Raw genomic sequence first — 25,929 nt, forward strand, 5'->3', positions numbered from 1 at the left:
GTCGCCGAATCTACTCGGTGGTCCACCCGGCGCTTCCAGCCGGCGCTTCCGGTCGGCTAGTCGGCGCTCTTGTCCTTGCCGAAGTGGTCCCAGCCCGCGTGCGGCCAGGGCGCGCCGTCCACGGTCACCTGCGGCAGCGCCGAGGGGTTGAGCACCTCGCCGATCACCTTCCAGCGGGCGGGCAGCTTCGCGTCGGGCGGGAAGGTGGCCACGATCGCGTGGTCCTCGCCCCCGTTGAGCACCCACTGCAGCGGATCGACGCCCACCGCCTGCCCGATGTCGGACATCTGGGAGGGGACGTCGATGTCCGCCGAGCGCAGGTCGATGCGGACCTTGCTGGCCTCCGCGATATGCCCGAGGTCGGCGACCAGCCCGTCGCTGACGTCGGTCATCGCGGTCGCGCCGAGCCCGGCGGCCGCCGGCCCGGCGTGGTAGGGCGGCTCCGGCCGGCGGTGCGCCTCGACGAAGGCGCGCGGCGAGCGGAAGCCGCGGGAGAGCACCGCGTGGCCGGCCGCCGACCAGCCGAGCCAGCCCGTGACCGCGACCACGTCGCCCGGCTGGGCCCCGGATCGGGTGACCGGTTCATGGTTGCGCAGATCGCCCAGGGCGGTGATCGCCACGGTGATGGTCTCGCCGCGCACCACATCGCCGCCCACCACGGCCGCGCCCGCCACCTGGCACTCGTCGCGGATGCCGTCCATCAGCTCGGCGGGCCAGGTCACCGGGAGTTCGGCGGGCACCACCAGGCCCAGCAGGAGCGCGGTCGGCACCGCGCCCATCGCCGCGATGTCCGCGAGGTTCTGGGCCGCGGCCTTGCGGCCGACGTCATAGGCGGTGGACCAGTCGCGGCGGAAGTGCCGACCCTCCAGCAGTAGGTCCGTACTGGCCACGACCCGCCGGTCCGGCGCGGCGACGACCGCGGCGTCATCGCCGGGCCCGAGCCGCACCGCCGGGGTGGTGGTGAGCCGGGAGGTGAGCTCTCTGATGAGCCCGAACTCCCCCAACTCGCCCACGGTGCCCTTCATCCCATTGCCCCTTCGCACTTGTCGCTCTCTGCCCGCCGCGCCGCGCATGCCGCGCGGGTCTCCCCGCGTCGCTCGGCGACGCGGTACCGTGGCGTCCCTTCTCCCCACATGATCCTCGTAGCCGCCCTGGAGGTTCCGTGGTACAGGCGTACATCCTGATCCAAACCGAGGTCGGCAAGGCGTCGACCGTGGCCGACGTCATCGCCAAGATCCCCGGAGTGATACAGGCCGAGGACGTGACCGGCCCGTACGACGTCATCGTGCGCGCTCAGGCCGAGACGGTCGATGAACTCGGCCGCATGGTGGTCGCGAAGGTCCAGCAAGTGGACGGCATCACCCGCACTCTGACCTGCCCCGTCGTCCATCTGTGACCCCCCGTATGCTCTGCCCGTGAATTCCGCACACCGTAGCCCCACCCGCAGGGTCGTCTCCACGTCCGCCGCCGCGGCGCTGATCGTGCTGTCGGCGGCCGGGTGCTCCTTCACCGGAGGATCCGACGGTTCACTGTCGCTCACGGTTCCCAAGCCGACGGCGGAGATGGCCACGCTGTGCCGGGCGCTGCACAAGGAACTTCCCAAAACCGTGGAGGGGCTGAAGCGGCGCACCCCCAAGCCCGCTTCGGACCTCACCGCCGCCTGGGGCGACCCCGCCGTGAAGCTGCGCTGCGGGGTCGCCAAGCCCGCCGGTCTCACGCCCGGCACCGAGCATTACGACCCCTATGCCGCCTCGGCCGATGTCAACGGCGTGCAGTGGTTTCCCGAGCAGCTGGACGACGGCTACCGCTTCACGACCGTGTTGCGCAGGGCGTACGTCGAGGTGACGGTACCCGGGAAGTACGCGCCGGAGGTCAACCCGCTCGTCGATCTGGCGAGCGCCGTCAAGAAGAGCGTGCCGGAAGGCGTGGTCTGAGGGGCCTCTTTTTGCGGCTCGGTTCTCCCCCAGCTACCGCTGGGAGGTGCCCCCGGCCGGGCCCCGGGCGCGCCGCCCGGGGCCCTGGCATCGCCGTCTAGCGCAGCCCCGTCGGGCGGCTCAGGGCGGCCTGGATGAGCCGGTCCACCAGCTCGGGGTAGCTCACCCCGCTCGCTTCCCACATCCGCGGATACATCGAGATGGGCGTGAAGCCGGGCATGGTGTTGATTTCGTTGATCACGAATTCGCCGCTGTCCAGCAGGAAGAAGTCCGCACGGACCAGGCCCTCGCAGGACGTCGCCTCGAACGCCCGCACCGCCAGCTCCCGCACCCGCTCGGTCTGCTCCTCGGTGAGGGGCGCGGGCACCACGCCGTCGGCCGAGTCGATGTACTTCGCCTCGAAGTCGTAGAAGTCGTGGGTGGAGACCGGCGGGATCTCGGCGGGCACGCTGGCCCGCGGGCCGTCCTCGAACTCCAGCACACCGCATTCGATCTCGCGGCCGCGCAGCAGCGCCTCGACGACGATCTTCGGGTCGTGGCGCCGCGCCTCCTCGATCGCCTCTTCCAGGCCGGAGATGTCGTCGACCTTGGAGATGCCGATGGACGAGCCCGCGCGCGCGGGCTTCACGAAGACGGGCCAGCCGTGCTCGCCGGCGAAGTCGACGATCTTCTTCCGCGCGGCGGCCGGGTCCTTCTCCCACTCCCGGGGGCGGATCACCTCGTACGGGCCGACCGGCAGCCCGAAGGAGACGAACACCCGCTTCATGTACTCCTTGTCCATGCCGACGGCGGAGGCGAGCACCCCCGCGCCCACATAGGGCACGCCGGACAGCTCGAGCAGCCCCTGGAGGGTGCCGTCCTCGCCGTAGGGGCCGTGCAGCATGGGGAAGACCACGTCGACCTCGCCGAGCGCCTTGGGCACCGCGCCCGGCTCGGCGTAGACGACCTCGCGGTTGCCCTGTTCGACCGGGAGCAGGACGGAGCCCTCCTCGGACTCGGCGAGGCCCTCGACGCTGGGCAGCACCCGGTCCGCGATGGCCATCCGGTCGGGCTCGTCGGCGGTCAGCGCCCAACGCCCGTCCCCCGTGATCCCGATCGGCAGCACGTCGTACTTCTCGCGGTCGATGGCGCGCAGCACGGCGCCGGCGGTGACCACCGAGATGGTGTGTTCGGAGCTGCGGCCGCCGAAGACAACGGCGACCCGCAGCTTCCGCGGCTCCCCTCCGGAGGAGGGCGGGACAGGGCTGGGAACGGGGCTCTGGCTGCTCATAACGCGTTGAGGTTACCTTGCGGTCCGCGGCCCGTCAGTGCCGCTCGGGCTTGGCGCTGCGCGACATCAGCTCTTTCAGCGCCACCAGCGGTGGTTTGCCGTCGTGCACGACGCTCACCACCGTCTCGGTGATCGGCATGTCGACGTCGTGCCGCCGGGCGAGATCGAGCACGGACTCACACGACTTGACGCCCTCCGCGGTCTGCTTGGTGACCGCGATGGTCTCCTCCAACGTCATGCCGCGGCCGAGGTTGGTGCCGAAGGTGTGGTTGCGGGACAGCGGCGAGGAGCAGGTGGCGACCAGGTCGCCCATGCCCGCCAGGCCCGCGAAGGTGTGCGCGTCGGCGCCCATGGCCAGCCCCAGCCGGGTCGTTTCGGCCAGGCCCCGGGTGATCAGCGACGCCTTGGCGTTGTCGCCGAGCCCCATGCCGTCGGCGATGCCCACGGCCAGCGCGATGACGTTCTTGACGGCGCCGCCGAGCTCGCAGCCGACCACGTCGGTGTTGGTGTACGGGCGGAAGTACGGGGTGTGGCAGGCGGCCTGGAGGCGGCGCGCCACGTCCTCGTCGCGGCAGGCGACGACCGAGGCGGCGGGCTGTCGGGCGGCGATCTCCTTGGCCAGGTTGGGCCCGGTGAGCACGGCGACCCGCTCCGCGGACGCCTTGGCGACCTCCTCGATCACCTCGCTCATCCGCTTGGCGGTGCCCAGTTCCACGCCCTTCATCAGCGAGACGAGCACGGTGTCGGCGGGCAGCAGCGGCGCCCACTCGGCGAGGTTTCCGCGCAGCGTCTGGGAGGGCACGGCGAGCACGGTGAACTCCGCGCCGCGGGCCGCCTCCGCCGGGTCGGTGGTGGCCCGCACCGACCGCGGGAGCTCGGTCCCCGGCAGGTAGTCGGGGTTGGCGCGGGTGGTGTTGATGGCGTCGACCGGGCCGGGCCGGCGGCCCCACAGCGTCACCTCGCAGCCCGCGTCGGCGAGCACCATCGCGAAGGCGGTGCCCCAGGAGCCGGTGCCGTAGACGGCGCAGCGCGTCACTTGCTCTCCTCATCGGCCGCGGGGGGTTCCTCGGCGGCGAGGGACGTGCCGGGGCGGTACTCGTAGCGCTCGGCGGGCGCGGGCTCCCCGCGCACCTCGGAGAGGAGTTCGGCGACCGCCGCCATGATGTCGTCGGTGGCCGCCCGCAGCACCTCGGCGGTGGGCTCCTTGCCGTAGTACGCGGACAGGTCCACGGGCGGGCCCGCGTGCACCGTGAGCGTCTTGCGGGGGAAGAACCGGGGCCGCTTGGTGTAGGGCGGCAGCGCCTGGTTGGCGCCCCACTGCGCGACGGGGATCACCGGCGCCTTGGTGAGCAGCGCGACGCGCGCCGCGCCGGTCTTGCCGCGCATGGGCCACAGGGCGGGGTCGCGGGTGAGGGTGCCCTCGGGGTAGAAGGCCACGCACTCGCCCTTGTTGACCGCGTCCACGGCGGCCCGGAAGGCGTTGGCCGCGTTGGTGGAGTCCCGGTAGACGGGGATCTGCGCGGTCCCGCGCAGGAAGGCCCCCACGAAGCCGCCCTTGAAGACGCCCGCCTTGATGAGGAAGCGCGGCATGCGCCCGGTGTTGTACTGGAAATGGGCGTACGAGAAGGGATCGAGATGTGAGTTGTGGTTGATGGCGGTGATAAATCCGCCGTCGGCGGGAATGTGCTCCATTCCGCGCCAGTCCCGCTTGAAGAGGACCACGAGCGGCGGTTTCACCAGGACCGCCGCCATGCGGTACCAGAAGCCGATTCTGCGGCCGGACACTCGGAACATCCTCCTCTTGGACCCGCTGACCTGCTGGCTTTGCTGCCGTCCTGGCAGCCGCACAAGTGTCGCCCCAGGTACCCGGTCTGTCGAGGACACCGTAACCCCGCCCGTCCCCGGCGGCTTGGGCAGCAGGCGAGAATGAGGTTCGTGGGAAGCGATGGAGCCCGTGTGGCGTGGACGCTGGTGGTGCCGCTGAAGCCCCTGTCCCGGGCCAAGAGCAGGCTCGCCGACGCCGCGGGGGACAAGCTGCGGCCGGGGCTCGCCCTCGCGTTCGCGCAGGACACGGTGGGTGCCGCGCTGGCGTGCCGGGCCGTGCGCGGCGTGACGGTCGTCACGGACGACCCGCTCGCGGCGCGGGAGCTGTCGGCCCTCGGCGCCCGGATCCTCCCGGACCCGCCGGGCGGCGGTCTGAACGCGGCGCTGGCGCAGGGCGCCCTGGCCGTGCGGCAGCAGCTCCCCACGGCCGCCGTGGCGGCCCTGAACGCCGATCTCCCGGCCCTGCGGCCGGCGGAGCTCGAGCAGGTGCTCCAGGCCGCCTCCGCCTTCCCACGGGCCTTTCTGGCGGATGCGGCGGGGGTGGGCACGACGCTGCTCGCGGCGGCGCCCGGGGTGGAGCTGTCCCCCGCGTTCGGCGGGCCCTCCCGGGCCCGGCACCGGGCGTCGGGGGCGCGGGAGATACGGCTGCGGGGGGTCGATTCGGTGCGGCGCGACGTGGATACGGGCGAGGACCTGCGCGCCGCGCTGGCCCTCGGCGTGGGCCCCCATACGGCGCGCCACCCGTTCCCGTTCCCCGGCGTGGCCCGGCCACCCGTGCCGTCGCCCCGGGGCCGGCCCGGCGAATGAGCCTGCGCAGGGGGCTCTGGCGCCCCGGCGGGGGCGCCCCCGCCAGCGGTAGCCGGGGGAGAACCGAGCCCTGAATTAGGCTGCCCCTATGCAGGCGACCGCGTACACATACGACTCCGAGACCCGCGCCGGCAGTGTGCTGCTCGACGACGGGACCCCGTTGCCCTTCGACGCGGCGGCCTTCGACGCCGGGGGGCTGCGGCTGCTGCGGCCCGGGCAGCGGGTGCGGATCGAGGTGGAAGGTCTCGAAGGACCCCCCGAGGGGCGCCGCGTCGTGCTGGTGACCCTGCAGACCTTCTGAACGCACCGCGGGCCGGGCTCCTCAAGGGAGCCCGGCCCGACGCGTGACACCGTCGCTAAAAGCCGCCGACCGGCCGGTCAGCGCTTGCGGGCGGCGGTCTTCTTGGCGGTGGTCTTGCGCGCGGAAGCCTTCTTCGCCGGAGCCTTCTTCGCCGCCGCCTTCTTGGTGGGGGCCGCCTTCTTGGCCGTGGTCTTCTTCGCGGGGGCCTTCTTCGCGGCCGCCGCCTTCGCGGGGGCCTTCTTGGCGGGGGCCGCCTTCTTCGCGGCGGGGGCCGCCTTCTTCGCCGTGGCCTTCTTGGCCGCCGCCTTCTTCGCCGCGGCCTGGAGGCTGCCCTTGGGGGCCTTCTTCACGGCCACCTCGCCGCCCCGCGGGAGCTTCTTCGAGCCGCTCACCAGGTCCTTGAACCCCTGGCCGGCGCGGAAGCGGGGCACCGAGGTCTTCTTGACCCGGACGCGCTCCCCGGTCTGCGGGTTGCGGGCGTAGCGGGCCGGACGCTCGACCTTCTCGAACGAGCCGAATCCGGTGACCGAAACTCGCTCCCCGGCGACGACCGCACGGACCATCGCGTCCAGTACCGCGTCGACCGCTTCGGCGGCCTGCTGGCGGCCGCCGAGCTTGTCGGCAATCGCTTCTACGAGCTGCGCCTTGTTCACGTCTTCCCCTTCGGAGACATTGCCAGAACGAATGTGTTCAAGCTTTTTCGCACGTTAGGCAGATATATACCGCAAATCAAACACGAAACGGGCTTATCACCCTTGTGCCGCAACGCACTCGGATGTCATGGACTGCCGTCGGAGTCAGGATCTTGGGGGAAACGTCCCTCGTCGAGGTCGTTCATCAACCGCTCCAGACGCCTTGCCGCGTCCGCGAGATCGTGTTTCGCCGCGGCCGTGATGACCAGCAGCTTCCGGGACAGCGCCATCCGTACGCCCTCCGGGACTTGCAGTGAGCGCACCCTTGTGTGCGCTTCCTTGAGCCGGTCCGCGACAAGCCCGTAGAGCTCGAGTTGGCCGTCGCGTTCCATGCACTGATTGTGCCATCTGAGGCGAGTTGTCGCTTCAGGGGGCCTCAACATGCCGATGCGCCGCCGGTCCGAGGACTGGCGACGCATCGTGTCAAACATGCTCTGTACAGGGAAGACCCGGGGGGCTCAGACCTCAACGGTGGTCGGCTTGAAGGTCGGCCGCCGCGCCTCGTACGCGGCGATGTCGGCCTCCTGCCGGAGGGTGAGACTGATGTCGTCCAGCCCCTCCAGAAGCCGCCATCGGGCGTTCTCGTCAAGTTCAAAATCAGCCGTGATGCCCTCGGCTCGAACCTGGCGGTCGACGAGGTCCACGGTGATCTCCGCCGACGGGTCGGTCTCGACCAGCTTCCACAGCCGATCCACGGTCTCCTGCGGCAGCACCACCGTCAGCAGGCCGTTCTTGAGGGAGTTGCCGCGGAAGATGTCAGCGAAGCGCGAGGAGATGACGGCCTTGAAGCCGTAGTTCTGCAGCGCCCACACCGCGTGTTCACGCGAGGACCCGGTCCCGAAGTCGGGGCCGGCGACCAGCACGGTCGCGCCCTTGTGCTCGGGCCGGTTGAGCACGAAGTCCGCGTCCTTGCGCCATGCCTCGAACAGCCCGTCCTCGAAGCCGTCGCGGGTGACCTTCTTGAGCCAGTGCGCGGGAATGATCTGGTCGGTGTCGACGTTGCTGCGGCGCAGCGGGACGGCCCGGCCGGTGTGCGTGGTGAATGCTTCCATGACTGCTCAGGCCCCCACGGGAACGGTTGCGTCGGCGTCGGACAGGTCGGCGGGCGAGGCCAGATGGCCGAGGACCGCGGTGGCGGCGGCCACCTGCGGGGAGACCAGGTGGGTGCGGCCGCCCTTGCCCTGCCGGCCCTCGAAGTTGCGGTTGGAGGTGGAGGCCGACCGCTCGCCGGGCGCCAGCTGATCCGGGTTCATGCCCAGACACATCGAGCAGCCCGCGTGCCGCCACTCGGCGCCGGCCGCGGTGAACACCTTGTCCAGCCCCTCCTCCACGGCCTGCAGGGCGACCCGTACGGAGCCCGGGACGACCAGCATCCGCACCCCGTCGGCCACCGAACGGCCGGACAGGACCGAGGCGGCGGAGCGCAGGTCCTCGATGCGGCCGTTGGTGCAGGAGCCGACGAAGACGGTGTCGACCTTGATGTCCCGCAGCGCCTGACCGGCCGTCAGACCCATGTACTCCAGGGCCTTCTCGGCGGCGAACTGCTCGCTGGCGTCCTCGAAGGCGGCGGGGTCGGGGACGCTGGCCGACAGCGGCGCGCCCTGGCCCGGGTTGGTGCCCCAGGTGACGAACGGTGCGAGCCCGGCGGCGTCGATGACCACCTCGCGGTCGAAGACCGCGTCGTCGTCGGTGCGCAGCGTGCGCCAGTACTCCACGGCGGCGTCCCAGTCGGCGCCCTGAGGGGCGTGGGCGCGGCCCTTGAGGTACGCGAAGGTGGTCTCGTCCGGGGCGATCATGCCCGCCCGGGCGCCGGCCTCGATGGACATGTTGCAGACGGTCATCCGGGCTTCCATCGACAGCTTCTCGATGGCCGAGCCGCGGTACTCGATCACATAGCCCTGACCGCCGCCGGTGCCGATCTTCGCGATGATCGCCAGGATCAGGTCCTTGGCCGTGACGTCCTCGGGCAGCTCGCCCTCGACCGTGATCGCCATGGTCTTGAAGGGCGCGAGCGGCAGCGTCTGGGTGGCCAGCACATGCTCGACCTGGCTGGTGCCGATGCCGAACGCGAGCGCGCCGAAGGCACCGTGGGTGGAGGTGTGACTGTCACCACAGACGACGGTGGTGCCGGGCTGGGTCAGCCCCAGCTGGGGGCCGACCACGTGGACGACGCCCTGCTCGACGTCGCCGAGCGGGTGCAGCCGTACGCCGAACTCCGCGCAGTTCTTGCGCAGCGTCTCCAACTGGGCCCGGGAGACGGGGTCGGCGATCGGCTTGTCGATGTCGAGGGTGGGAGTGTTGTGGTCCTCGGTCGCGATGGTGAGGTCGGTGCGACGGACCTGGCGGTCGGCCTTGCGGAGGCCGTCGAAGGCCTGCGGGCTGGTCACCTCGTGCAGCAGGTGCAGATCGATGAAGAGGAGGTCGGGCTCGCCCTCGGCGCGCCGGACGACATGGTCGTCCCAGACCTTCTCCGCGAGTGTCCGTCCCATCGCTTTCCCTCCGGCCGGCAACGTCGCCGACCCTGCTCGTGTGTGCTGCGCGCCCTTGTCTGCGGGCCCGTCATTACAGAGTGGCGCGTCGCCTCGTAAATTGAACTTGCGTTTCACAGTGTGAGACGCGAATATCGTTTCATGGACAACTCTAGTGGCGTCGGCGTTCTCGACAAGGCGGCTCTGGTACTGAGCGCTCTGGAGTCCGGTCCGGCCACCCTCGCCGGGCTGGTCGGGGCGACCGGTCTCGCGCGCCCCACGGCGCACCGGCTCGCGGTAGCACTCGAGCACCACCGGATGGTGGCGCGTGACATGCAGGGACGCTTCATCCTCGGCCCCCGCCTGGCCGAGCTGGCCGCCTCGGCGGGCGAGGACCGCCTGCTCGCCACCGCGGGCCCGGTCCTCACCCACCTGCGGGACGTGACCGGGGAGAGCGCGCAGCTCTACCGGCGCCAGGGCGACATGCGCATCTGCGTCGCGGCGGCGGAACGGCTGTCCGGACTGCGGGACACCGTGCCCGTGGGCTCGACGCTGCCCATGAAGGCCGGCTCCGCGGCCCAGATCCTGATGGCCTGGGAGGAGCCGGAGCGGCTGCACCGCGGGCTGCAGGGGGCCCGCTTCACGGCGACCGCGCTGTCGGGCGTACGGCGGCGCGGGTGGGCCCAGTCGATCGGCGAGCGGGAGCCCGGCGTCGCCTCGGTCTCCGCGCCCGTACGAGGCCCCTCCAACCGCGTCGTCGCCGCGGTCTCGGTGTCCGGCCCGATCGAGCGGCTGACCCGGCACCCGGGCCGGATGCACGCCCAGGCGGTCATCGACGCGGCCGCGCGCCTGACGGACGCCCTCCGCCGCGGCGACTGAAGCCACCCCTCTTTTGAAGGCCGGTCACGCGCTCTTCAGGCTCAGGCGGTCAGCCGCCCGGTCACCGCGGCGGCCGACCGGGATCACCCCGGCGGCCTTGGCCAGGCCGAACTGCGGCATGTTGATGTAGACGGACTCGTGCGCACCGGCCGGGACGACGAAGGTCTCGTGCCAGAAGCCGACCTTGCCCCGCCCCTCCCGCAGCCGCCGGTTGAACGCGGCCCAGGCGGGCCGGTGCCCCTTGTCCTGGTCCGCGGCGTACGCCAGCAGCTTCTCGTGCGACTCCCAGTACTGGACCAGGTAGATCACCCGGGGCGGACCGAACAGCAAGTGGTAGCCGAGCATGCCGCCGTCCTTGTCCCGCGACAGCTCGCGCAGCATCCGCGGCATCGACCGGAACACCGGCACCCAGCTGCGCAGTGCCCAGAAGCGGTTGATGCGCATGCCGATCATGAAGACGGTCACCCCGCCCTCGGCGTCGGCAGTCATGCGTCCGGCTATCGGCTTCGCACCCATGGTGATCCCCTCATCCCTCGCAAGGCGATAGTCTCGGATAGTGACACTATCCAATGATTGGATAGTGACACTATCCAATCAGGAAGGCAAGTGGATGCGTCTCAAGGAGCTGAGCGAGCGCAGCGGGGTGTCCACCGCGACGATCAAGTACTACCTGCGCGAGCGGCTGCTGCCGCCGGGCGAGCGGGTCAGCGCCACCCAGGCCGAGTACGGCGAGGCACATCTGCGCAGACTGCGGCTGGTGCGGGCGCTGATCCAGGTGGGCCGGGTGCCGGTGGCCACCGCCCGCGAGGTGCTGGAGACCGCCGAGGACGAGTCGCTGTCCCAGAACACCCGGATGGGGGTCGCGGTCTGGGCGCTGCCGCACGGCCCCGAGCCCGCCGAGGACGACCCCGAGACGGCGGACGCCCGCCGCCAGGTCGACGCCCTGCTGGAGCGGCTCGGCTGGACGTACGGCCAGGAACTCGGCGACACCTCCCCCGCGTACGGGATGCTGGTGGCGGCCATCGCCTCGCTGGCCCGCCTGGGCTATCCGCACGACATCGACCATCTGCAGCTGCACGCCCGCCTGGCCGCCGAACTGGCCGTCGCGGACCTGGATCTGGTCGAGAAGTACGGCGGCTCCCCCACGGAGCGGATCGAGGCGGTCGTCGCGCTGACGGTGCTGTACGAGCCGGTGCTGCTGGCCCTGCGGCGGCTCGCGGAGACCGAGGAGTCCGGTCGCCGCTTCAATGATTGATCTTGGACGGCAGAAAGCCCCCCGTGAAAAACACGGAGGGCTTTCCGAAATGTACCCCCGACCGGATTCGAACCGGCGCTACCGCCTTGAGAGGGCGGCGTGCTAGGCCGCTACACAACGGGGGCTTGAGTACTGCGCTGGGCTACCAGGACTCGAACCTAGACTAAATGAACCAGAATCACTCGTGCTGCCAATTACACCATAGCCCATGGTATAGACCAGTACCCCCGACCGGATTCGAACCGGCGCTACCGCCTTGAGAGGGCGGCGTGCTAGGCCGCTACACAACGGGGGCCCTAGCGATCTCCATCTCCGAAAAGATTGAAGAGATCCGTACCCCCGACCGGATTCGAACCGGCGCTACTGCCTTGAGAGGGCAGCGTGCTAGGCCGCTACACAACGGGGGCTTGATCCTGCTGGTCAAGGGATTTCCGGGAAACCGAAAGAATCCCTTGCTGGGGTACCAGGACTCGAACCTAGACTAAGTGAACCAGAATCACTCGTGCTGCCAATTACACCATACCCCACCAAAACGCCACCCTTTTGGGGGTTTTGTCTGGCTTGCGCCCCGGCCCGGCCTCTCGGCCTGCCCGGGCGGCGCAGGAAGAACATTACCCGATGGTGGACGGGCCACCAAAACGAGTATCGCCGTGCCACAGACGGCAGAGGCGGCCACCGGGACCCGGCGACCGCCCCCATGCGCGCGTGAAGAGCGCCTACGCCGTCAGCTTCGCCAGCGCCGCGTCGATACGGGCGAGCACACGCTCGCGACCCAGGACCTCCAGGGACTCGAACAGCGGCAGGCCGACCGTGCGGCCGGTGACGGCGACGCGCACCGGCGCCTGGGCCTTGCCCAGCTTGAGGCCGTGCTCCTCGCCGGCCGCCAGGACCGCCGCCTTCAGGGTCTCGGCGTTCCACTCGGCCTCGGCGAGCCGGGTACGGACCGAGGCGAGCAGCGCGTCAGCGCCCGGCTTCATCGCCTTCGTCCAGGACGCCTCGTCCTCCACCGGCGCGTCGAGGAAGAGGAAGTCCACGTTCGCGGTGATGTCCGACAGGACCGTCAGCCGGGTCTGGGCCAGCGGGGCCAGCGCCTCGAAGGCGGCCGGGTCGAAGGCATCCGGGGCCCAGGGCGCGTGCGGCGCCTTCAGCCAGGGCTCGCATGCCTCGATGAAGGTCTTCACATCCAGCCGCCGGACGTGGTCGGCGTTGATCGCCTCGGCCTTCTTGAGGTCGAAGCGCGCCGGGTTGGCGTTGACCTCGGCGATGTCGAACGCCTCGACCATCTCCTCGAGCGAGAAGACGTCCCGGTCCGGCGCCAGCGACCAGCCCAGCAGGGAGAGGTAGTTGAGCAGGCCCTCGGGGAGGAAGCCGCGCTCCCGGTAGAGGTTCAGCGAGGACTGCGGGTCGCGCTTGGAGAGCTTCTTGTTGCCCTCGCCCATCACATACGGCAGGTGGCCGAAGGAGGGCACGGTGCCGCCGCCGACGCCGATCTCGGCGAGGGCGCGGTAGAGCGCGATCTGGCGCGGGGTGGAGGACAGCAGGTCCTCGCCGCGCAGCACATGGGTGATCTCCATCAGCGCGTCGTCCACCGGGTTGACGAGCGTGTAGAGGGGGGCGCCGTTGGCCCGCACGATCCCGTAGTCCGTCACGTTCTCCGGCGTGAAGGTGAGCTCGCCGCGCACCAGGTCGGTGAAGGTGATCGGCTCGTCGGGCATCCGGAAGCGCACGATGGACGAGCGGCCCTCGGCCTCGTAGGCGGCGCGCTGCTCGGCGGTCAGGGTGCGGCACTTGCCGTCGTAGCCGGAGGGCCGGCCGGCCGCTCGGGCCTCCTCGCGGCGCTCCTCCAGCTCCTCGGCGGTGCAGTAGCAGCGGTAGGCGTGGCCGCTCGCCAGCAGCCGGTCCGCGACGTCCCGGTAGAGGTCCATGCGCTGCGATTGGCGGTACGGGGCGTGCCCGCCGCCGACCTCGGGGCCCTCGTCCCAGTCGAGGCCCAGCCAGCGCATCGCGTCCAGGAGCTGCTGGTAGGACTCCTCGGAGTCGCGGGCGGCGTCGGTGTCCTCGATACGGAAGACCAGGGTGCCGCCGTGGTGACGGGCGAAGGCCCAGTTGAACAGGGCGGTGCGGACCAGGCCGACATGGGGGTTGCCGGTCGGCGAGGGACAGAAACGTACCCGCACGGGAGCGGAGGGGGTTGCGCTAGCCACGCTTGATCACCTTGTTGGTGAGAGTGCCGATGCCTTCGATGGTGACGGCGACCTCGTCGCCGACGCTGAGCGGTCCGACGCCCGCCGGGGTGCCGGTGAGGACGACGTCGCCGGGGAGCAGCGTCATCGCCTCGGTGATGTGCACGATCAGGTCCTCGATCGGGCGCACCATCTCACTCGTGCGGCCGAGCTGGCGCTGCTGGCCGTTGACGGTGCAGCCGATGCCCAGGCCCGCGCTGACGTCGGCGGGGTCGATGCCGGTCTCCACCCAGGGGCCGAGCGGGCAGGAGGTGTCGAAGCCCTTGGCCCGGGCCCACTGCTTCTCGCGCTTTTGGACATCGCGCGCGGTGACGTCGTTGGCGCAGGTGTAGCCGAGGATCACGTCCTTGACGCGGTCCTTCGGCACCTCCTTGCACATCCGGCCGATGACCACGGCCAGCTCGGCCTCGTGGTGCACCTCCTGGGAGAAGGAGGGGTAGACGATCGGGTCGCCCGGGCCGATCACGGAGGTGGACGGCTTGAAGAAGGCGACCGGGACGTCGGGGACCTCATTGCCCAGCTCGGCGGCGTGCTCGGCGTAGTTGCGGCCGATCGCGACGATCTTGTTGGGCAGGACGGGCGGCAGCAGCCGGACCTCGCTCAGCGGGATCGTCCGGCCCGAACGCTCGAATTCGGCGAAAGGGTGACCCTTGATGATGTCGATCACAGGACCGTCCTGGGCGGACGGCCCGTCCTCGACCACGCCGAAGGCGACGCTGCCGTCGATGGAGAACCTGGCAATGCGCACGGGAAGCTGCTGCCTCTTCACTGGAGTCGCTGGAGACTGACGCTCCAGGCTATCGCTCCGCGTCCCGCGCCCCCCTGCCCATATACGCGAGCGGCTGCCGGCTCAGCTGTTGGGCGCCTTGGTCAGGATGGTGCGCTTCGGGTTCGCGGTCTGCGTCGGGAGGTCGACGGGGTGCTCCGGGCGCTCCTCAGCCGCAGTCTGCAATTCGTCGGCGTCCTTCAGGTGTGCCAGGGTGGTGCGCTGCGGGTTGGCTATGGTGCGGAACATCATCGTCGTCTTCACGTGAGTCATGCCTCGTGTAGTTGTCGTTTTGACCGGCTGTGTAAAGCGTCAGGCTAGAGGCCCCTTTGCCCACCGATCGGGGAAAGAAGTCGCGATCGTTCTGTGAGTTTCCTCACGACTCCCTGGGCAAATGCCGCATTAAAGGCACTCACCCCAAGTCCCCGAAACGGACATTGCCGCCCCGAAGCTGACGTTCCGATCTTGATCATCGCCACCCGGACACGCGCTGTTTGCGGGCAACTCGCCGGAAAAAGTCCGTTATCGCCGAGATGACTTTCTACGTCCGGTAATAAATCCCGTACTGAGCGTCACGCCCGTCACAGCCTTTTCGCTTGCCCTTGTTGCAGCATCCGGCACTGTGCTGGAATTCCCGGGACCGCCGCGGACACAGCCGGCGCGCAGGGGGTGCAAGGAGAGGGAGACGCCGAGCGGCGGTGGCTCCTCTTCTCGACTACGAAAGGAAGCGCGCCGGTCACTCACGACCGCCAGGGGGGCCTGACCGTCCCCCACGACTCGACACCGCTTCACCGCACACCCGGTGAAGCGCCTGGTCCAGAGGTTGCGACACTAGTGCAGGGACGTTTCAAGAGGGAAGGTAAGGGGTCTCCCCCGGCCAGCCAGGGCCGAGGGGAAGCTTCGGCGGACCCGGAGCCGCGCGGCGGGACCGACCGCGGTTCCTCGCCCCCGCGTGCCCAAGTCACCGGACAGGCCCCGGCAGACCACCAGAGCCCGGAGTCCGCTCCGCAGGCCGGCGGTGCCGCACCGGCCGGCCGGCCCAAGTCGAAGAGCCCCAGCGGACCGGGCACCAGGCTCGCCCTGCGCAACTGGCGCATCAGCACCCGGCTGGTCTCCCTGCTGGCACTCCCCGTGGTCGCCGCGACCACCCTGGGCGCGCTGCGTATCAACAGCTCGCTGGACAACATCGAGCAGCTCGACCGCATGAAGCTGCTGACCGAGATGACCCAGCAGGCCACCCAGCTGGCGAGCGCCCTCCAGGAGGAGCGCGACAAGTCGGCGGCGCCGCTGGCGGGCAAGGGCAACGCCAAGGACGACCGCGTCGTCGCGACCCGCGAGAAGACCGACCGCGAGGTGGCGGCGTTCAACCGGGCCACCCAGGACCTCGATCCGGGGGACAAGTCGCTGGCGGGCGTGCAGTCCACGCTCGTCGACATCAGCAAACAGCTCGGCAATATCGGGCAGATCCGCGACTCCGCCTACCAGGACGATCAGTACTACTCGCTGACCGCCCAGGACTACAACGAGCTGATCAACTCACTGCTGCTGCTGTCCCAGGACATGGCCCAGGCCACCAGCAACAGCGACATGATCAACAATACTCGTGCGCTGGCCACTTTCTCCTCCGCCAAGGAGTACGCCTCGATCCAGCGCGCGCTCATCAGCGCCGCGCTCGCCGATCCCAAGGGTGCCGAGTTCTCCGCCAACGACCGCCGCTACGCCAGGACCGCGGTGGACAAGGAGGAGGAGGCGCTGCGGCGGTTCAACCAGATCCGTGACGGCAACTCCGAGGACCTGCTGGAGCCGCTGGACAGCCGCGCGGACATCAAGTCGGCGACGCTGTACGCCGACCGCGCGGTGCGCGACCCCAGAGGGCTCCAGGCCGAGAAGCGCTCGGCCATCGACTGGTACGACCAGGACAGCATCAAGATCAATGAGATGGCCCGGATCGAGCAGACGCTCCTGGGCGAGATGAAGCAGAAGGCGCGCGATCTACGCGCGGAAGCCCAGCAGGACGCGATCCTCAACGGCGCCCTGATCCTGCTGGTCCTCGGCGTCACGCTGGTCGGCGCGTTCGTCGTCGCCCGGTCCATGGTCCGCTCGCTGCGCCGGCTGCAGGACACCGCCCAGGAAGTCGCCCAGAAGCGGCTGCCGGAGCTGGTCAAGCAGCTGTCCGAGTCCGACCCGCAGGACGTGGACACCTCCGTGGAGTCCGTCGGTGTGCACAGCCGGGACGAGATCGGCAAGGTGGCCACGGCCTTCGACGACGTGCACCGCGAGGCGGTCCGGCTGGCCGCCGAACAGGCGCTGCTGCGGGGCAACGTCAACGCGATGTTCACCAACCTCTCCCGCCGCAGCCAGGGTCTCATCCAGCGCCAGCTCTCGCTGATCTCCGAGCTGGAGAGCCGCGAGGCCGACCCGGACCAGCTGTCCTCGCTCTTCAAGCTGGACCACCTCGCGACCCGTATGCGCCGTAACGGCGAGAACCTGCTGGTCCTCGCGGGCGAGGAGCCCGGCCGCCGGTGGACCCGGCCGGTCCCGCTGGTCGACGTGTTGCGCGCGGCGGCCTCCGAGGTGGAGCAGTACGAGCGCATCGAGCTCAGCTCCGTCCCCACCAACGAGGTGGCCGGCCGGGTCGTCAACGACCTGGTGCACCTGCTCGCCGAGCTGCTGGAGAACGCCACCTCGTTCTCCTCGCCGCAGACCAAGGTCAAGGTCACCGGCCACGCCCTGCCCGACGGCCGGGTGCTGGTCGAGATCCACGACACCGGCATCGGGCTCTCGCCCGAGGACCTGGCGGCGATCAACGAGCGGCTGGCCAGCCCGCCCACGGTCGATGTGTCGGTCTCCCGGCGCATGGGCCTGTTCGTGGTCGGCCGGCTGTCGCTGCGCCACGGCATCCGCATCCAGCTGCGGCCGTCCGACTCGGGCGGCACCACGGCGCTGGTCATGCTGCCGGTGGACGTCGCCCAGGGCGGCCGTAAGCCGGGCGTTCCGACGCCGGGCAACGCGGGCCAGGGTGGTCCGGGCGGGCCCGGTGCCCCCGGTGGTGGCTCGGCCGGAATGCTGGGCTCCCTGCCGTCGCGGCGGCAGGTCCCGGGCTCCGGCTCGCGAGCCGCGCTGCCCGGCAGTGGGCTGCCCAGCCGCCCCGTCGGCGCGGGCGCGGGCGCTTCGGGCAGTGCCCCCTCCGGCCCGAGCTTCTTCGAGGGCGGCAACCGGCCCTCGAACCAGAGGAACGCTCCGGCGGGCCCGCCCGGCGACTTCGCCGGGCGTCCCCCGCTCCCCTCGCGCGGCGACGCGCGCACCGACGGCCGTGGCGAGGGCCCGACGGTGGCCCCGCCTACCGGTGCTCCGATGCGCGCGGACTCCCCCGGCGACCAGGGCGGCCGGCCTCAGCTGCCGACCCGCGGCGCGGCGCCCGAGCTCCCCGCCCCTCAGCAGCCCGGTACCAGCTGGGGCGCGCGCCGGTCGGGCGAGGACGACTGGCCGACCACGCGCGAGTCGATGGACGCGCCGCGCGGGCACGAGGAGAACGACACCACCGGCCCGTTCGCCCGGCCCCAGCTGGGCCAGGCGCCGAGCATGTTCGAGCCACGGCGCGGCCCCGGTGACACGGGCGAGTTCGCGTTGCCGGGCCAGAGCGACGGCGGCGGCCGTGACCCGCTGGCGGGCCGCGGCCCCGGCGACACCGGCCAGTTCGCCCGGCCCGAGCTGGGCCAAGGCCCCGGCGACACCGGCGAGTACGCCCTGCCCGGCCGTGCGGACAACGGCGGCCGTGACCCGCTGGCGGGCCGCGGCCCCGGCGACACCGGCCAGTTCGCCCGGCCCGAGCTGGGCCAAGGCCCCGGCGACACCGGCGAGTACGCCCAACCCCGGTTCGGCGAGCCCGCCGGGCAGGGCGGCCGCGGGCCCGGTGACACCGCCGAGTTCGCCCGGCCCGACTTCAACGCACCGCGGCCGGAGGCCGACACCGGCTCCTACCGCCAGGGCGGCCCGGGCGTCGGGCGCGACCAGAACTCCGGCACCGGGGAGTTCCCGCTGCCGCCGGGCCCGGGTGGCGGCGGTGCCGCGGAGCCCGGCATGCTCCCGCCCGCGGGACCCGGCGACGGCCGGACACCGATCTTCGACACGATCGAATCGGACTGGTTCCGCTCGCAGGACGACGGGACCCTGGGCGGCGGCCGGCGGCTCACGACCGAGCCGCCGGGATCCGGCCGCCCGGCGTCCGCCGTGCCCCCCGCCCCGCGCCGCGAGCCGCGGCCGACGCCCCGGAGCACCGGCGAGGGCCCCGGAGTCGGCACCGGACCGGGTACGAACGTCTCCGGTACGAACGTCTCCGGCTCAAACGGACCCAGCACGAACGGATCCGGTCTCGGAACGAACGGCTCGGGACCGGGTACGAATGGCTTTGGCGCCGGGGCGAACGGCAGCGGTCCGGCGTCCAACTGGCGTACCTCGCCGAACGACGAGCGCTGGCGCCGCGCGGAGCAGCTTCGCGAGGGACCCGCGGCGGGCGGTGTGACGTCTTCCGGGTTGCCACGCCGCGTGCCTCGCGCGAATCTCGTGGAAGGCGCCGCACAGCAACAGCAGTCCCGTCCGTCCGGACCGCAGGTTTCGCGCGCGCCCGATGATGTGCGCGGGAGACTGACCAACCTCCGCCGGGGGATCCAGCAGGGCCGCCGGGCCGGAACCGGCCTGGACGGCAATCACGATCGCGGCGTAGGCCCGACTTACCAGCAGGAGCGTTAGTTGAGCCCGATGAGCCAGGCGGCGCAGAATCTGAACTGGTTGATCACGAACTTCGTGGACAACACCCCCGGGGTGTCCCACACGGTGGTGGTCTCCGCCGACGGACTTCTTCTGGCGATGTCCGAAGGCTTCCCCCGTGACCGAGCCGACCAGCTGGCGGCGGTCGCCTCCGGCCTGACCTCGCTCACCGCCGGAGCCTCCCGCATCTTCGAAGGCGGCATGGTCAACCAGACCGTCGTGGAGATGGAGCGAGGCTTCCTGTTCATCATGTCCGTCTCCGACGGCTCCTCCCTGGCCGTACTCGCCCATCCCGAATGCGACATCGGCCTCGTCGGCTACGAGATGGCCCTGCTGGTCGACCGCGCGGGCAGCGTCCTCACCCCGGACCTCCGCGCCGAACTGCAAGGCAGCCTCCTGAACTGACCGACCCACCCGCCGCCCACCCGCTCGGCTGACAGGCCGAACGCCCCCCAAACGGCACCGACCGACGGCAACACCGTCACCTTCCTGTCCCGACCGGAGGACCCATGACCCCGCCCCCTGCCTCGCCCGGCCCGTACGGCGGCCATCATCATTCGCCGTACGGGGCCGAAGGCGACCAGCCGTTGGTGCGCCCGTATGCGATGACCGGTGGCCGGACCCGGCCCCGCTACCAGCTCGCCATCGAGGCGCTGGTCTCCACCACGGCGGACCCCGCGCATCTGCAGGGGCTGCTCCCCGAGCATCAGCGGATCTGCCACCTGTGCCGGGAGGTCAAGTCGGTCGCCGAGGTGTCCGCGCTGCTCAACATGCCGCTGGGGGTGGCCCGGATCCTGGTGGCCGACCTGGCCGAGGCGGGCATGGTGGCGATCCATCAGCCGGGCGGCAACGCGGACGCGGGCGGTACCCCGGATGTGACACTGCTCGAAAGGGTGCTCAGTGGACTTCGCAAGCTCTAGCGGCGGCGCTCCGCCGGCCCGCGCGACCACCTCGGCCAAGATCGTGGTGGCCGGTGGCTTCGGTGTGGGCAAGACCACGTTCGTCGGCGCGGTCTCGGAGATCAACCCGCTGCGCACCGAAGCCGTGATGACCTCCGCCTCCGCGGGGATCGACGATCTGAGCCATGTGCAGGACAAGACCACGACGACCGTGGCGATGGACTTCGGCCGCATCACGCTGGACGACGACCTGATCCTGTACCTGTTCGGCACGCCGGGTCAGGACCGGTTCTGGTTCATGTGGGACGACCTGGTCCGCGGCGCCATCGGTGCCGTCGTCCTCGTCGACACCCGCCGTCTCTCCGACTGCTTCCCCGCCGTCGACTACTTCGAGAACTCCGGGCTGCCCTTCGTCATCGCCCTCAACGGCTTCGAGGGACACCAGCCCTACACCCCCGAAGAGGTGCGGGAAGCACTCCAGATCGGCCCGGACACCCCGATCATCACCACCGACGCCCGCCACCGCAGCGAGGCCAAGAGCGCGCTTATCACACTCGTGGAGCACGCGCTGATGGCTCGACTGAAGTAGGCGTAACATCCCGGAAGTTGTCCGAAATCCGATGACCGGAGCGGGCTGTGTCCTATGACACGGCCCGCTCGGACGTTCATAACGTTTCGACAGAGAAAAACACGGGATTCAATACGCAGCGCGTTCGGACAGCTCCGTTGCGCGCTCAATTAGTTTGCGGTTTGACACGCCTCATCCGTAACGCCCGTTTTATCTCTGGTCCAGACAACTGGTCGGGTGCTTTGCTGACTGTTTGGAAAGCACCGACGCAGCATGCTGGAATTCGCTGAACTGGGCGGTACGGGCTCAGCTGGGAACGGCACGACACAGGTGCCGACGCCGAGAGGTTGTTGGTCGAGTGAGGCGAAGCATGCCGGACTCCGCGAAACAGGTGCGGGGGAACTTCACCCCGCCGCCGCGCACAGCGGCGTCACCCTCCGACGTGACGGAACCCCCCGTCGCGGCCGGCGGGCGCCTGTCGCCGCGGAACTGGCGGGTGCCGGCCCGCCTGAACGCGATCCTGCTCATCCCCGTCCTGGTCGCCCTGGTGTTCGGCGGCTTCCGCGTCGAGTCCTCCGTTTCCACCTGGAAGGAGGCCGAGGACGCCGAGCGCACCGCCCGGCTGGTCCGCGCGGCGGCGGCCTACAGCCACGCCCTGGTCGACGAGCGGGACCGCACCGCCGTTCCACTGCTCACCGGTTCTGCCGAGGACGAGGTCAAGAAGGCGCGGGCGGCGACCGACGCGGCGAAGGCCGAGTTCGACAAGTACGCCGAGAACATGCCGAACACCGCGAGCCTCGAGCGCCGCCTCAAGGCGTTCCGGGCCGTGGAGCCGCAGCTGGCCAGTCTGCGCCGCTACGCGTACACCGACCGGCTGAACGGGGTGAAGACCGAAGAGGGCTATGTCGCGGTCGAGCACTCACTGTTGGAGTTCGCAAACGAACTGGGTCTGGGCACCGGCAACATCACCTCCTACGGCCGCACCGTCTACGCGGTCTCGCTGGCCAAGGGAGCCGAGTCGCTCCAGCGCTCCATCGGCAGCCATCTGCTGGTCAAACCCGGCCCCTCGGCCGCCGACCGCAAGACCCAGCTCACCGCCTTCGGCTCGTACGTCTACCTCGAGAAGATCGCGCTCACCGAGTTCCAGTCGGCCGGCCTCCCCGAGGACGTGACCCGGCTGAAGCAGGCCATGGCCGCGGGGCAGAAGAAGGCCGAGGCACAGGTCAAAGACGCCCGGCGGAAGGCCGCCGCCGAGGACCGGCAGTTCGTGGTCCCGCCGTCGATGGAGCAGATGATCACGGCCATCGGCGACGGCGAAAAACCGGCGGACCTCAAGGAGCGCGGCATCACCCCGGCGTCGTGGTTCGCCGCCTCCACGGCCAAGTTCGACGCCTACCGCGAGGTCGAGAAGGACCTCGTCGACAAGGCGGTGAACGAGGCCGCGCAAATCTCTGCGGACGCAAAGCGCGACGCGTTTGTGAACTCCGCCATCGTGCTGCTCGCCCTCCTCTTGGCCTTCGTCGTGGCGGGCCGGATGGCCCGCTCCATGAGCCGCAGCATGCGGCAGCTGCGCAACACCGCCTTCGACGTCGCCGAGCAGCGACTGCCGATGCTGGTCGACCAGCTGTCCCGGGCCGATCCGGGCCGGATCGACACCCGGGTGACCCCGATCCCGATCACCACGCGGGACGAGATCGGCGAGGTGGCCCGCGCCTTCGACCAGGTGCACCGCGAGGCGATCCGGCTCGCCGCGGAGCAGGCGATGCTGCGCGGCAACGTCAACGCGATCTTCACCAACCTTTCCAGCCGCAACCAAGGCCTCATCGAGCGCCAGCTCTCCCTGATCTCCGAGCTGGAGAACCGCGAGGCCGACCCGGACCAGCTCGAGCACCTCTTCCGGCTGGACCACCTGGCGACCCGTATGCGGCGCAACGGCGAGAACCTCCTGATCCTCGCGGGCGAGGAGCCGGGCCGCCGCTGGAACCAGCCGGTGCCGCTGATCGACGTGTTGCGCGCCGCCTCCTCGGAGGTGGAGTCGTACGAGCGGATCGAGCTGGCGGGCGTCCCGGAGACCGAGATCCACGGCAACGCCGTGACCGACCTGGTGCATCTGCTCGCGGAGCTGCTGGAGAACGCCACCACCTTCTCCTCCCCGCACACCAAGGTGCGGGTGACCGCCACCCGGCTGCCCGACGGCCGTGTCATGATCGAGATCCATGACAAGGGCATCGGCCTCACCGCCGAGGACTTCGCGGACATCAACCACAGGCTGGCCAATCCGCCCACCGTCGACGTCGCGGTCTCCCAGCGCATGGGCCTGTACGTGGTCGGCCGCCTCGCCGACCGGCACCACATCCGGTGCCAGCTGCGCCCGTCGGGCGAGCAGGCGGGCACCACCTCGCTGGTCATGCTCCCGGACGCGATCACGCACGGCGGAGGCGGCGAGGAGCTCCCCGGGGACCAGGACTTCACGGTCTCCCGGATCGTCCCCGAACAGGCCCAGCAGGTCCCACAGGCCCAGCAGCCGCCGCAGGCCGCCCCCCAGGCCCCTCAGGCCCCTCAGGCCCCTCAGGCCCCCATGGTGCCGCAGGCGCCGCAGGGCGCCCAGGAGGCCGCCGCGCCGCGCACGGCCGCCGACTTCGGCTTCGACGACTCGGCATACGGCGCCGATCCGCTGTTCGGGCCGACTCCACCGATCAGGCCCACGGAACAAACCGGGGCATCCGCCCCCGTGACGCCGACCGGACCGGCCATGCCGTTCCCGACTTCCGCACCGTATGCCGAACCGGAATCGGAATACCGGAGCGTGACCGGCGCCACGGAATCCGGACCACCGCCGTACGCCGACTTCACTTCCCCTTCCCAGCAGGGAAATTGGAGCGACACCGGTTCGTTTGAGTCGCCGTTCGGGCCAGGCTACGCAGCGCAAGCGGAATCTATGCCAAGCGCTCCCGAAGTTGCCGAGGAAAGCGTAGAGTTCCACCGTCCGGGGCCCGCCCCGAGCAGCACCCATTCCCTGACCGACGCCGGTCTCCCCCGCCGCGACAAGCTGTGGCAGCCGTCGGAGGACTCAGGGGCCCAGCAGCCGACCGTGGAACCGGCGGCGCCCGCGGCGCCGGAGCGGCCCGGTCAGGGCTCGGGGGAGCACGCTTTCCCGGATACCTTCGCGTGGCACCCGGAGAACGACCAGCGCTGGCACCGGGCCGAGCAGCTGCGTGAGCCGAAGGCCGGCGGGGTCACCTCTTCCGGCCTGCCCCGGCGAGTGCCCAAGGCCAACCTGGTCGAGGGCTCCGCGGAGTCGACCGGAGCGGGCGGCCCCCAGGTCTCCCGGGCGCCGGAGGACATCCGCGGCAGGTTGAGCAACCTGCGCCGCGGCGTCCAGCAGGGGCGCCAACAGCGTGACCAGCATGACCAACAGGGCTACGGCCCCGGCAGCACCTACGATCAGGAGCGTTAGTGTGAGCCCGATGAGCCAGGCGGCGCAGAACCTGAACTGGTTGATCACCAATTTCGTGGACAACACCCCCGGGGTGTCGCACACGGTGGTGGTCTCCGCCGACGGACTTCTTCTGGCGATGTCCGAAGGCTTCCCCCGTGACCGAGCCGACCAGCTGGCGGCGGTCGCCTCCGGCCTGACCTCGCTCACCGCCGGAGCCTCCCGCATCTTCGAAGGCGGCGCGGTCAACCAGACCGTCGTGGAGATGGAACGAGGCTTCCTGTTCATCATGTCCGTCTCCGACGGCTCCTCCCTGGCCGTACTCGCCCACCCCGAATGCGACATCGGCCTCGTCGGCTACGAGATGGCCCTGCTGGTCGACCGCGCGGGCAGCGTCCTCACCCCGGACCTCCGCGCCGAACTGCAAGGCAGTCTTCTCAACTAGCAAACACAAAGATGCGTTTCGCGCCACCGCGCCGTTAGGGTGCGGTGGCGCGACCGGCAGACAGGCAAGTTGGAGGAGGAAACGTGGCAACGCCCCCCAGTGGATACCCGTACGGCCATGGGCAGCAGGCCGAGCCGCACGGAGATGCCCCGTTGAAGCGCTTCAACTTCCCCTCCGCGCCAAGCCGCCAGGCCCGCACGGCACAGCAGCCCCCTGTGGCGCCTCAGGAGCCCGTTCAGCAGTCTCATGAGGCTCTGCCCCCGCCCCCGCATCCGCAGCCCCTCCAGCAGCCGTACACGCCCTCCTACGCGCCGCCGCACGGCCAGGCGGGGCTGTCGTCCGAGCCGACGCCGCCCAGCCGGCCCGCCCCGCCGCCCGTGCGGCACACGCCGGAGCCGTCCTCCCCGGCCACCGGCCACAACCCGCTGGTGCGCCCGTACGCCATGACCGGAGGCCGGACCCGGCCCCGCTACCAGCTCGCCATCGAGGCGCTGGTCTCCACCACGGCGGACCCCGCCCAGCTCCAGGGCCAGCTGCCCGAGCACCAGCGGATCTGCCACCTGTGCCGTGAGATCAAGTCGGTCGCCGAGATCTCCGCACTCCTGACCATTCCCCTCGGCGTCGCCCGGATCCTCGTAGCCGACCTGGCCGAGGCCGGGCTCGTCGCCATCCATCAGCCCGGCGGCGACGAAACCGCCGGCGGCCAGCCTGACGTGACACTGCTCGAAAGGGTGCTCAGTGGACTTCGCAAGCTCTAGCGGTGCAGCCCGCTCCACCACCTCCGCGAAAATCGTGGTGGCGGGCGGCTTCGGCGTGGGCAAGACCACGTTTGTCGGCGCGGTCTCGGAGATCAACCCGCTGCGTACCGAAGCCGTGATGACCTCCGCCTCCGCGGGGATCGACGATCTCACCCACGCGCCGGACAAGACCACCACCACGGTGGCCATGGACTTCGGCCGCATCACGCTCGACCAGGACCTGATCCTGTACCTGTTCGGCACGCCCGGCCAGGACCGGTTCTGGTTCATGTGGGACGACCTGGTCCGCGGCGCCATCGGTGCCGTCGTCCTCGTCGACACCCGCCGCCTCGCCGACTGCTTCCCCGCCGTCGACTACTTCGAGAACTCCGGACTGCCCTTCGTCATCGCCCTCAACGGCTTCGACGGACACCAGCCCTACACCCCCGAAGAAGTCCGGGAAGCACTCCAGATCGGCCCGGACGCGCCCATCATCATCACCGACGCCCGCCACCGCAGCGAGGCCAAGAGCGCGCTCATCACGCTGGTGGAGCACGCCCTGATGGCGCGTTTGCGATAGAGACGGACAGCGTCGGCGGCACCCGCCGCCGAACGCACAAATCCCCCGCTCTCCGGGA

The 25,929-nt window shown here is 70.5% G+C and carries 26 protein-coding genes and 5 tRNA genes; 14 read left to right on the top strand and 17 right to left on the bottom strand.

Features of this window, described 5'->3' with window-relative positions:
• Positions 1-56: 56 nt before the first annotated feature.
• Positions 57-1,025 carry a thiamine-phosphate kinase gene (locus PV419_RS28375; protein WP_319693777.1) on the bottom strand — a complete coding sequence of 323 codons (969 nt, stop codon included), beginning with the start codon at positions 1,023-1,025 and terminating at the stop codon, positions 57-59.
• A gap of 137 nt (positions 1,026-1,162) precedes the next feature.
• On the opposite strand from PV419_RS28375, the gene PV419_RS28380 reads away from it, so the two are divergent.
• Complete coding sequence (locus tag PV419_RS28380; RefSeq protein ID WP_014176096.1) at positions 1,163-1,396, top strand: Lrp/AsnC family transcriptional regulator; 234 nt, start codon at positions 1,163-1,165, stop codon at positions 1,394-1,396.
• A gap of 19 nt (positions 1,397-1,415) precedes the next feature.
• Entirely contained in the window at positions 1,416-1,934 is a 519-nt protein-coding gene (locus PV419_RS28385; protein WP_319693779.1) for a DUF3515 domain-containing protein, read from the top strand.
• Between the two features lie 97 nt (positions 1,935-2,031).
• Here PV419_RS28385 and PV419_RS28390 read toward each other — a convergent pair whose 3' ends face one another.
• From PV419_RS28390 to PV419_RS28400, 3 genes are read right to left on the bottom strand one after another with little or no spacing between them, the layout of a single operon-like run.
• Positions 2,032-3,204: a D-alanine--D-alanine ligase family protein gene (locus tag PV419_RS28390; protein WP_319693781.1), complete on the bottom strand. Its 1,173-nt coding sequence runs from the start codon at positions 3,202-3,204 to the stop codon at positions 2,032-2,034.
• 34 nt (positions 3,205-3,238) lie between these two features.
• Positions 3,239-4,240: an NAD(P)H-dependent glycerol-3-phosphate dehydrogenase gene (locus tag PV419_RS28395; protein WP_319693782.1), complete on the bottom strand. Its 1,002-nt coding sequence runs from the start codon at positions 4,238-4,240 to the stop codon at positions 3,239-3,241.
• Entirely contained in the window at positions 4,237-4,989 is a 753-nt protein-coding gene (locus tag PV419_RS28400) for a lysophospholipid acyltransferase family protein (protein ID WP_319693784.1), read from the bottom strand. The genes PV419_RS28395 and PV419_RS28400 overlap by 4 nt, the downstream gene beginning before the upstream one ends.
• A 171-nt stretch (positions 4,990-5,160) precedes the next feature.
• Between PV419_RS28400 and cofC the strand changes: the two genes are divergently transcribed.
• The gene (gene cofC, locus PV419_RS28405) at positions 5,161-5,835 is read left to right on the top strand and encodes a 2-phospho-L-lactate guanylyltransferase (protein ID WP_319693785.1); all 675 of its coding nucleotides are present in this window, start codon (positions 5,161-5,163) and stop codon (positions 5,833-5,835) included.
• A gap of 88 nt (positions 5,836-5,923) precedes the next feature.
• A complete protein-coding gene (locus tag PV419_RS28410) occupies positions 5,924-6,136 on the top strand; it encodes a hypothetical protein (RefSeq protein WP_319693786.1) in 213 nt (70 codons plus the stop codon).
• A 77-nt stretch (positions 6,137-6,213) separates the two neighbouring features.
• On the opposite strand, the gene PV419_RS28415 is transcribed toward PV419_RS28410, so the two are convergent.
• From PV419_RS28415 to leuC, 4 genes are all read right to left on the bottom strand, one after another.
• A complete protein-coding gene (locus tag PV419_RS28415) occupies positions 6,214-6,789 on the bottom strand; it encodes an HU family DNA-binding protein (protein ID WP_319693787.1) in 576 nt (191 codons plus the stop codon).
• Positions 6,790-6,914: 125 nt separating this feature from the next.
• A complete protein-coding gene (locus PV419_RS28420) occupies positions 6,915-7,160 on the bottom strand; it encodes a hypothetical protein (protein WP_014176104.1) in 246 nt (81 codons plus the stop codon).
• Between the two features lie 126 nt (positions 7,161-7,286).
• Positions 7,287-7,880, bottom strand: a complete 594-nt coding sequence (leuD, locus tag PV419_RS28425) for a 3-isopropylmalate dehydratase small subunit (RefSeq protein WP_319693789.1) — start codon at positions 7,878-7,880, stop codon at positions 7,287-7,289.
• 6 nt (positions 7,881-7,886) lie between these two features.
• Entirely contained in the window at positions 7,887-9,317 is a 1,431-nt protein-coding gene (gene leuC / locus PV419_RS28430; RefSeq protein WP_319693791.1) for a 3-isopropylmalate dehydratase large subunit, read from the bottom strand.
• Positions 9,318-9,458: 141 nt separating this feature from the next.
• Between leuC and ndgR the strand changes: the two genes are divergently transcribed.
• Entirely contained in the window at positions 9,459-10,175 is a 717-nt protein-coding gene (gene ndgR / locus PV419_RS28435) for an IclR family transcriptional regulator NdgR (protein WP_319693793.1), read from the top strand.
• 24 nt (positions 10,176-10,199) lie between these two features.
• On the opposite strand, the gene PV419_RS28440 is transcribed toward ndgR, so the two are convergent.
• A complete protein-coding gene (locus PV419_RS28440; protein WP_319693794.1) occupies positions 10,200-10,691 on the bottom strand; it encodes a DUF4188 domain-containing protein in 492 nt (163 codons plus the stop codon).
• Positions 10,692-10,785: 94 nt separating this feature from the next.
• Here PV419_RS28440 and PV419_RS28445 point away from each other — a divergent pair, with 94 nt between their 5' ends.
• Complete coding sequence (locus tag PV419_RS28445; protein ID WP_319693937.1) at positions 10,786-11,430, top strand: MerR family transcriptional regulator; 645 nt, start codon at positions 10,786-10,788, stop codon at positions 11,428-11,430.
• 52 nt (positions 11,431-11,482) lie between these two features.
• Here PV419_RS28445 and PV419_RS28450 read toward each other — a convergent pair.
• The 8 genes from PV419_RS28450 to PV419_RS28485 all read right to left on the bottom strand — a co-directional run bounded on the left by PV419_RS28450 (position 11,483) and on the right by PV419_RS28485 (position 14,703).
• Positions 11,483-11,555 (bottom strand) — tRNA-Glu (locus PV419_RS28450).
• A gap of 12 nt (positions 11,556-11,567) precedes the next feature.
• Positions 11,568-11,639 (bottom strand) — tRNA-Gln (locus PV419_RS28455).
• Between the two features lie 13 nt (positions 11,640-11,652).
• Positions 11,653-11,725, bottom strand: a tRNA-Glu gene (locus PV419_RS28460).
• Between the two features lie 39 nt (positions 11,726-11,764).
• Positions 11,765-11,837: transfer RNA gene (locus tag PV419_RS28465), tRNA-Glu, on the bottom strand.
• Between the two features lie 48 nt (positions 11,838-11,885).
• Positions 11,886-11,957: transfer RNA gene (locus tag PV419_RS28470), tRNA-Gln, on the bottom strand.
• Between the two features lie 189 nt (positions 11,958-12,146).
• Positions 12,147-13,634: a glutamate--tRNA ligase gene (gene gltX / locus PV419_RS28475; protein ID WP_319693796.1), complete on the bottom strand. Its 1,488-nt coding sequence runs from the start codon at positions 13,632-13,634 to the stop codon at positions 12,147-12,149.
• Positions 13,627-14,421, bottom strand: a complete 795-nt coding sequence (locus PV419_RS28480) for a fumarylacetoacetate hydrolase family protein (RefSeq protein ID WP_319693797.1) — start codon at positions 14,419-14,421, stop codon at positions 13,627-13,629. Before PV419_RS28480 ends, gltX begins: the two co-directional genes overlap by 8 nt.
• Positions 14,422-14,523: 102 nt before the next feature.
• Positions 14,524-14,703 (bottom strand): hypothetical protein, encoded by a 180-nt coding sequence (locus PV419_RS28485; protein WP_319693938.1) that lies wholly within the window; start codon positions 14,701-14,703, stop codon positions 14,524-14,526.
• A 570-nt stretch (positions 14,704-15,273) separates the two neighbouring features.
• Between PV419_RS28485 and PV419_RS28490 the strand changes: the two genes are divergently transcribed.
• The 8 genes from PV419_RS28490 (at position 15,274) to PV419_RS28525 (ending at position 25,871) form a co-directional block, all read left to right on the top strand.
• Positions 15,274-19,188, top strand: a complete 3,915-nt coding sequence (locus PV419_RS28490) for a nitrate- and nitrite sensing domain-containing protein (RefSeq protein ID WP_319693798.1) — start codon at positions 15,274-15,276, stop codon at positions 19,186-19,188.
• A complete protein-coding gene (locus PV419_RS28495; protein ID WP_319693799.1) occupies positions 19,189-19,611 on the top strand; it encodes a roadblock/LC7 domain-containing protein in 423 nt (140 codons plus the stop codon).
• Positions 19,612-19,715: 104 nt separating this feature from the next.
• Positions 19,716-20,126, top strand: a complete 411-nt coding sequence (locus tag PV419_RS28500; RefSeq protein ID WP_319693801.1) for a DUF742 domain-containing protein — start codon at positions 19,716-19,718, stop codon at positions 20,124-20,126.
• On the top strand, positions 20,107-20,694 hold the full coding sequence (locus PV419_RS28505) for an ATP/GTP-binding protein (RefSeq protein WP_319693802.1): 588 nt from the start codon (positions 20,107-20,109) through the stop codon (positions 20,692-20,694). Before PV419_RS28500 ends, PV419_RS28505 begins: the two co-directional genes overlap by 20 nt.
• Before the next feature lie 349 nt (positions 20,695-21,043).
• A complete protein-coding gene (locus tag PV419_RS28510) occupies positions 21,044-24,130 on the top strand; it encodes a nitrate- and nitrite sensing domain-containing protein (protein WP_319693804.1) in 3,087 nt (1,028 codons plus the stop codon).
• 1 nt (position 24,131) lies between these two features.
• Positions 24,132-24,554 carry a roadblock/LC7 domain-containing protein gene (locus PV419_RS28515; RefSeq protein WP_319693805.1) on the top strand — a complete coding sequence of 141 codons (423 nt, stop codon included), beginning with the start codon at positions 24,132-24,134 and terminating at the stop codon, positions 24,552-24,554.
• A gap of 83 nt (positions 24,555-24,637) precedes the next feature.
• The gene (locus tag PV419_RS28520; protein ID WP_319693807.1) at positions 24,638-25,312 is read left to right on the top strand and encodes a DUF742 domain-containing protein; all 675 of its coding nucleotides are present in this window, start codon (positions 24,638-24,640) and stop codon (positions 25,310-25,312) included.
• On the top strand, positions 25,293-25,871 hold the full coding sequence (locus PV419_RS28525; RefSeq protein WP_078610434.1) for a GTP-binding protein: 579 nt from the start codon (positions 25,293-25,295) through the stop codon (positions 25,869-25,871). Before PV419_RS28520 ends, PV419_RS28525 begins: the two co-directional genes overlap by 20 nt.
• The last annotated feature ends 58 nt before the right edge of the window (positions 25,872-25,929 follow it).

It is taken from the genome of Streptomyces sp. ME19-01-6 (assembly GCF_033793745.1).
Lineage (GTDB): Bacteria > Actinomycetota > Actinomycetes > Streptomycetales > Streptomycetaceae > Streptomyces.